At 66.9% G+C, this 5,976-nt stretch carries 4 protein-coding genes and 4 pseudogenes; 6 read left to right on the forward strand and 2 right to left on the reverse strand.

What is annotated here, in order from left to right:
- Window positions 1-99: pseudogene (locus tag AB0K02_RS33820) on the forward strand (IS5/IS1182 family transposase); the annotation flags it as partial.
- A gap of 50 nt (window positions 100-149) precedes the next feature.
- Here the strand turns inward: AB0K02_RS33820 and AB0K02_RS33825 are convergent.
- A pseudogene (locus AB0K02_RS33825) lies at window positions 150-662 on the reverse strand (transposase); the annotation flags it as partial.
- Window positions 663-876: 214 nt separating this feature from the next.
- Between AB0K02_RS33825 and AB0K02_RS33830 the strand changes: the two are divergent.
- The gene (locus AB0K02_RS33830) at window positions 877-1,161 is read left to right on the forward strand and encodes a YciI family protein (protein ID WP_365996442.1); all 285 of its coding nucleotides are present in this window, start codon (window positions 877-879) and stop codon (window positions 1,159-1,161) included.
- Here the strand turns inward: AB0K02_RS33830 and AB0K02_RS33835 are convergent.
- Window positions 1,152-1,654: pseudogene (locus AB0K02_RS33835) on the reverse strand (IS701 family transposase); the annotation flags it as partial. The gene AB0K02_RS33830 and the pseudogene AB0K02_RS33835 overlap by 10 nt on opposite strands.
- A 4-nt stretch (window positions 1,655-1,658) precedes the next feature.
- Between AB0K02_RS33835 and AB0K02_RS33840 the strand changes: the two are divergent.
- From AB0K02_RS33840 to AB0K02_RS33855, 4 genes and pseudogenes are all read left to right on the forward strand, one after another.
- A pseudogene (locus tag AB0K02_RS33840) lies at window positions 1,659-2,288 on the forward strand (IS630 family transposase); the annotation flags it as partial.
- A gap of 219 nt (window positions 2,289-2,507) precedes the next feature.
- Complete coding sequence (locus tag AB0K02_RS33845) at window positions 2,508-3,440, forward strand: transposase (protein WP_365996443.1); 933 nt, start codon at window positions 2,508-2,510, stop codon at window positions 3,438-3,440.
- 67 nt (window positions 3,441-3,507) lie between these two features.
- Entirely contained in the window at window positions 3,508-5,661 is a 2,154-nt protein-coding gene (locus tag AB0K02_RS33850) for a carbon starvation CstA family protein (protein ID WP_365996444.1), read from the forward strand.
- Window positions 5,658-5,849 carry a YbdD/YjiX family protein gene (locus AB0K02_RS33855; protein ID WP_365996445.1) on the forward strand — a complete coding sequence of 64 codons (192 nt, stop codon included), beginning with the start codon at window positions 5,658-5,660 and terminating at the stop codon, window positions 5,847-5,849. Before AB0K02_RS33850 ends, AB0K02_RS33855 begins: the two co-directional genes overlap by 4 nt.
- Window positions 5,850-5,976 lie beyond the last annotated feature (127 nt).

Below are 5,976 nucleotides of genomic sequence, written 5' to 3' on the forward strand. Positions count from 1 at the left end.
CTCCGGATCCGCTACGAGATACGCGCCGATCTCCACCTCAGCCTGCTTCAACTCGCCTGCAGCATCATCTGCTTGAGACGCCTCCGAACCTCATTCTGAAACGATCAGTAAAGAGCGTTTTGTCCTGGCGAAAGTGTTTGGTCCGAGGTTCATGTGTCGCGCCAGTTCGGGGTGGATTCGGGAGTGAGCCGTCGGCTCATGAGGTTGATCATCGCGACGTGGATGATGGCTTCGGAGCGGTGGGAGTGGGTTTCGTAGTCGTGGGCGAGGCGCCGGTGGTGCATGAGCCACCCGAAGGTCCGCTCGACCACCCAGCGCCGGGGAATCACCTTGAATCCCTTAACGCCAGGGGCGCGTGGGACGACCTCGACGTCGATGCCGAGGCGTGCGCCATGGTCAGTCACCTTCGTTCGGTAGCCGGTGTCGGCCCAGGCCTTGGTCACCCGTGGGTTCTCGGCGGCGATGCGGGACAGCACGTGGATGCCGACGGTGTTGTCGGAAACGCTGGCCGCTGTCACCCAGACGGCCAGGAGGAGGCCGAGGGCATCGACACCGAGGTGGCGCTTGCGACCTGCGATTTTCTTGCCGGCGTCGATGCCTTGGCCAGTCGCGGGGACGTTGGCGGAGGTCTTGACGCTCTGTGCGTCGAGTACACATGCGCTTTGACATCGGCCGTGACGTTGTTGTCGGTGTCGACCGACGTGAGCTTGTTGCGCCGGTCCCATGTCAGGGCCTGGGTGTCGCCGCCGATGACGCGTTCGGTTGTGTTGCCGACCGTGTCGTAGCCGTAGGTCAGTGACGAGATCAGGTGCGGGTTCTCGCTGGTAGGGGCTGGCACGGACGTAGCCAGGTGCTACCGCTGCTACGGTCGGGGGCATGCTGATTGTCGAACTGGCTTTGACCGCTTCACCTGAACGCCTCGCGGCACGTCCGGCGCATCGCGCACTCCTCAGCCGCCTTCACGAGGAGGGCCGTCTCGTCGCCGCCGGTCCGTTGGCTGGCGACACTGGTGCGCTCCTTGTCTTCGACACGGAACGCGCAGAGCTGGACTGCATACTCGACACCGATCCGTACTACCGCACCCCTGGTGTCCAGGTGGTTGGTGTGCGCGAATGGGCACCGGTTGTGGGTCTGACCCGACTACATCGCGATCATTCCTGATACGCGGCTTGTCGGCGGTAGTGGCTGTGGCGGGCGCAGGCCTGGCGGCGTCGGCGCCAGGTGGACCAGCGGAGTCGGTGCGCGAGATTGTGGGCGGGTGCGGTCGGGGCGGTGAACAGGCTCTCGTTGCAGGTGAGCGGGATCAGTCCGTCGGGGCTGGTGCCGTCGCCTGCCGGGTCGTGGTCTGGGCGTTCGAGGGCGGCGGTGACTGCCAGGAAGGCGTGGGCGAGCAGGGCCAGGGTGACCCAGCGGTGCCAGGAGTGCCAGCGGCGAACCTGGTGTTCGTCCAGTCCGGCCAGGGTTTTCGAGCCTTGGAACGTCTCTTCCACCCTCCAGCGGCTTCCGGCGACGCGGACCAGGGTGGCCAGCGGCACCGGGCCGGGCGAGTAGCAGCGGTGTAGACGAGTTCGCCGGTGCGGCGGTTGCGGCGGATGAGTAGGTGCTGATGGCCGGCCAGGTCGGGGGAGGTGATGGCGAGCTGGGCCCAGTCGTACAACGTGGCGGCCCGGCTCGGTTCCACACCTCACGCGGTTGGTCGTTGGCGGGCTCGGTTCGTGCAGTACCGGATCGCCGGCCTGGGTGATATGCCGCGTCCGGGTGGACCAAGGACGGTGACGGACGGGCAGGTCGCCGCGGTGGTCACGAAGACGCTGGAGTCCACGCCGAAGAACGCAACACACTGGTCGACTCGGTCGATGGCGAAGGAGATGGGCCTGTCGCAGTCGTCGGTGTCACGGATCTGGCGGGCCTTCGGCCTGCAGCCGCATCGGACTGAGACCTTCAAACTGTCGACCGATCCGTACTTCGTCGACAAGGTCCACGACGTCCTTGGGTTGTATCTGGACCCGCCCGAGCGGGCGTTGGTGTTCTGCGTGGATGAGAAGTCGCAGATCCAGGCCCTGGACAGATCCCAGCCCGTGCAGCCGATGATGCCCGGCGTTCCGCAGCGAACCACGCACGACTACGTTCGCGTCGGCACCACAACGCTGTTCGCCGCCCTGGATGTCGCCACGGCAAGTGATCGGCTCGCTTCACCGCCGACACCGCGCTGAGGAGTTCAAGAATTCCTGATCAAGCTTCACGAGGAAGTGCCCGCCGGCCTGGACGTCCACCTGATCTGCGACAACTGTGAGGATCATGGGGTGCCGCAGGGGGCCGGAGCCTGACCCGTGCGACAACTGGCCGAGGCGCCTTGGTGTAGAACTGTCGGCTCCGGCCCTCTTCGGTGCGTACTGCCGCCGGCCCGGTGAACGTGTCCCGATAGGGGCTTTGCCGCACAAAGCACCGTCACAGTTTGACCGCCCACCGGACCGGTGTCAGCCACCAGACCCAGTCCAAGGGAGCCCGTGACCGTCACCAGCATGCCCCAGCCGACGCTGCCCGCGCAGCGAGTCCCGGACCTGGCCGAGGAGGTGGTCCTCGGGGTGGACACCCACAAGGACGTCAACGTCGCCGCTGTCATCACCACCCTGGATGCCTTGCTCGCCCACCAGGGGTTCCCGACCACCGCCACCGGATATCGCCAACTACTCTCCTGGGCAAGGTCGTTCGGCGTCCTGCACCGGGGCGGTGTCGAATGTACCGGATCCTACGGAACCGCGCTGACGCGGTCCCTGCGCAGGGAAGGCATCGAGGTCGTCGAAGTCAACCAGCCCGACCGTGCCACCCGGCGCAAGCGCGGCAAGACAGATGCCGGCGACGCGGACGCAGCCGCCCGCGCAGTGCTGTCCGGACGCGCCACCACCGTCCCGAAGACCGCGGACGGCCCCGCAGCGGACATGCGGGTCCTGCGACTGGCCAAGGAATCAGCCGTCAAGGCCCGTTCCCAGGCACTGAACCAGCTCAAGGCCGTCCTGCTGGCCATCGACCCGGACCTGCGTCGCGAATTGCTCACTGGCCTGAGCAATCCTGCGCTGGTCGCCACCTGCGCGATCCTCGATTCCCATGACCGGGGCCAGGCCGTCTTCACCATGCGCATGCTCGCCCGCAGGATCCAGCACATGTCCGACGATCTTTCTGGAGTTCACTGTCAACCGGTCTCGGGGGATGGACAACTCTTCCACAGACCGACAGCGAGGGGGAGAGGAGCACAGGTCATGGCACGGAACGGTCATCACCGCCTGCGGCGCATCGCGATCGCCGTACCGCTCCTCGCGCCCGCCGCAGGCCTATTGTGGGTCCCCTTCTTCGCCAGCGTGAGCCCACGGCTCGCCGGACGCCGTTCTTCTGCTGGTACCAGCTCGCCTGGGTGCCAGAGTGCGGCGCCGCGTATGCGCTGACGAACCGACATCGCCGATCCGCACTTCCTTCTTCTTGTTTACGCACCCGTTGAGGTGAGGAGCCGCCATGCCCGCATCAGCCCTGCCCGAATCTGGCAGCATTGCGCCGAAAAAATCACGAATGCGGTCCTTCGTGATCTGGACCGCCGTCTCCCTGCTCGGCGCAGTCGGCTGGGGAGTCCTCGCGCTGTCCCGCGGAGAGGAGATCTCCGCCGTCTGGCTGGTGATGGCCGCGCTCGGCTCGTACGCCATCGCCTACCGCTTCTACTCCCGCTTCATCGCCCGCCGGGTCCTTGAGGTGGACGACACCCGCGCCACCCCGGCCGAGCGGCTCGAGGACGGGGTCGACTACCACCCCACCGACAAGCGGGTGCTCTTCGGTCACCACTTCGCCGCGATCGCCGGCGCCGGTCCGCTGGTGGGCCCGGTCCTGGGGGCCCAGATGGGTTACCTGCCGGGCACCGTGTGGATCATCGTCGGTGTGATTTTCGGCGGTGCGGTGCAGGACATGGTCGTCCTGTTCCTCTCCATGCGACGGGACGGCAAGAGCCTGGGGCAGATGGCCCGGGACGAGCTCGGCAAGGTGGGCGGTGCCGCCGCGCTGATCGGTGTCTTCGCCATCATGATCATCCTGCTCGCGGTCCTGGCCATGGTCGTCGTCAACGCGCTGGCCGAGTCGCCGTGGGGCACCTTCTCGGTCTCCATGACCATCCCCATCGCCCTCTTCATGGGTTTCTATCTGCGCTACCTGCGGCCCGGCCGGGTCGTGGAGATCAGCGTCATCGGCGTGGTGCTGCTGCTGCTCGCCATCCTCGGCGGCAGCTGGGTCCAGAACTCCTCGCTGGCCGAGTACTTCATCTGGAGCCCGGAGACCCTGGTCTTCTGCCTGATCGGCTACGGCTTCATCGCGTCCGTGCTGCCGGTGTGGATGCTGCTCGCCCCCCGCGACTACCTGTCGACGTTCATGAAGGTCGGCACCATCGCCCTGATGGCCATCGGCGTGGTGGTTGCCGCGCCCACCCTCAAGGCCGAGCCGGTCACCGCCTTCGCCATCAACGGCACCGGACCGGTCTTCGCCGGATCGCTCTTCCCGTTCCTCTTCATCACCATCACCTGCGGCGCCCTGTCCGGCTTCCACGCCCTGATCTCCTCCGGCACCACGCCGAAGCTGATCCGGAAGGAGTCCCAGGTCCGGCTGATCGGCTACGGCTCCATGCTCACGGAGTCGTTCGTCGCCCTCGTGGCGCTGATCGCCGCCTGTGTGCTCGAGCCGGGTCTGTTCTACGCGATGAACTCCCCTGCCGCGCTCCTCGGCCCGACCGTGGACACCGCCGCGGAAGCGGTGAAGAACCTCGGCTTCACGATCACCCCGGACCAGCTCACCGCAGCGGCCAAGGAAGTCGAAGAGCAGAGTCTGGTAGCCCGCTCCGGCGGCGCACCCACCCTGGCCGTGGGCATGGCGGAGATCTTCGCCGGCGTGTTCGGCGGTGCCGGTATGAAGGCCTTCTGGTACCACTTCGCCATCATGTTCGAGGCGCTGTTCATCCTCACCACGGTGGACGCCGGTACGCGGGTGTGCCGCTTCATGCTCCAGGACATGCTGGGCAATGTCTGGAAGCCGATCGGCCGGGTCACCTGGAAGCCCGGCATCTGGATCACCAGCGCCTTGGTCGTCGGCGCCTGGGGCTACTTCCTCTACGCGGGTGTCACCGACCCGCTCGGCGGCATCAAGCAGCTGTACCCGCTCTTCGGCGTGGCCAACCAGCTGCTCGCCGCGGTCGCCCTGGCCGTGACCACCACCGTGCTGATCAAGCGGGGCAAGGCGCGCTGGGCATGGGTCACCGGTGTCCCGCTGGCCTGGGAAGTGGCCTGCACCTTCGTCGCCGGCTGGCAGAAGCTCTTCTCGGACAACCCCAAGATCGGCTTCTTCGCCGCGCGGGACGTGTACGCGCAGGCCATCGAAGAGGGCAAGGTCCTGCCGGGCGTCGCGAACATGGATGACATGCACACCATCGTGCTCAACAACACCGTCGACGGTGTGATCATGGCCGTCTTCCTGCTGCTCGTCCTCATTGTGCTGATCAACAGCGCGGTGGTGTGCGTCAAGGCTCTTCGGGCCACCGAGCCGCTGCCGACCGCGGAGGTGCCGTACGTCGAGTCGCGCATCGACGTGCCGCAGCAGCGCAGCAACGACCGCGCGCTGGTCGGGACGGACTCATGAGCGGCATAAAGAAGGTACTGGACAGCGTGATCTGGTACGCGCGGGAACTGACCGGCGAGACGGAGTACGACCGCTACTGCGACCGGCACCGTCGCAACCACCCGGACGCCCCGGTGCCGACGCGCGCCGAGTACGACCGGATGCGCACCACGCAGCGCGAGTGCGAGTCCCCGGGCCGCTGCTGCTGACCTCCCCCCAGCACAGCGCCCGGAACACGGGGCGGGGGTGGGCGCGGGCCCGACGGCAGGGCCCCCCCCCACCCCCCCAATTATAAAATTAGAACGGGGCGGGGGATGTGAAGACGGCGCCCCCCCC

Origin of the sequence: Streptomyces sp. NPDC049597 (genome assembly GCF_040675505.1) — a bacterium.
Taxonomy (GTDB): Bacteria; Actinomycetota; Actinomycetes; order Streptomycetales; family Streptomycetaceae; genus Streptomyces.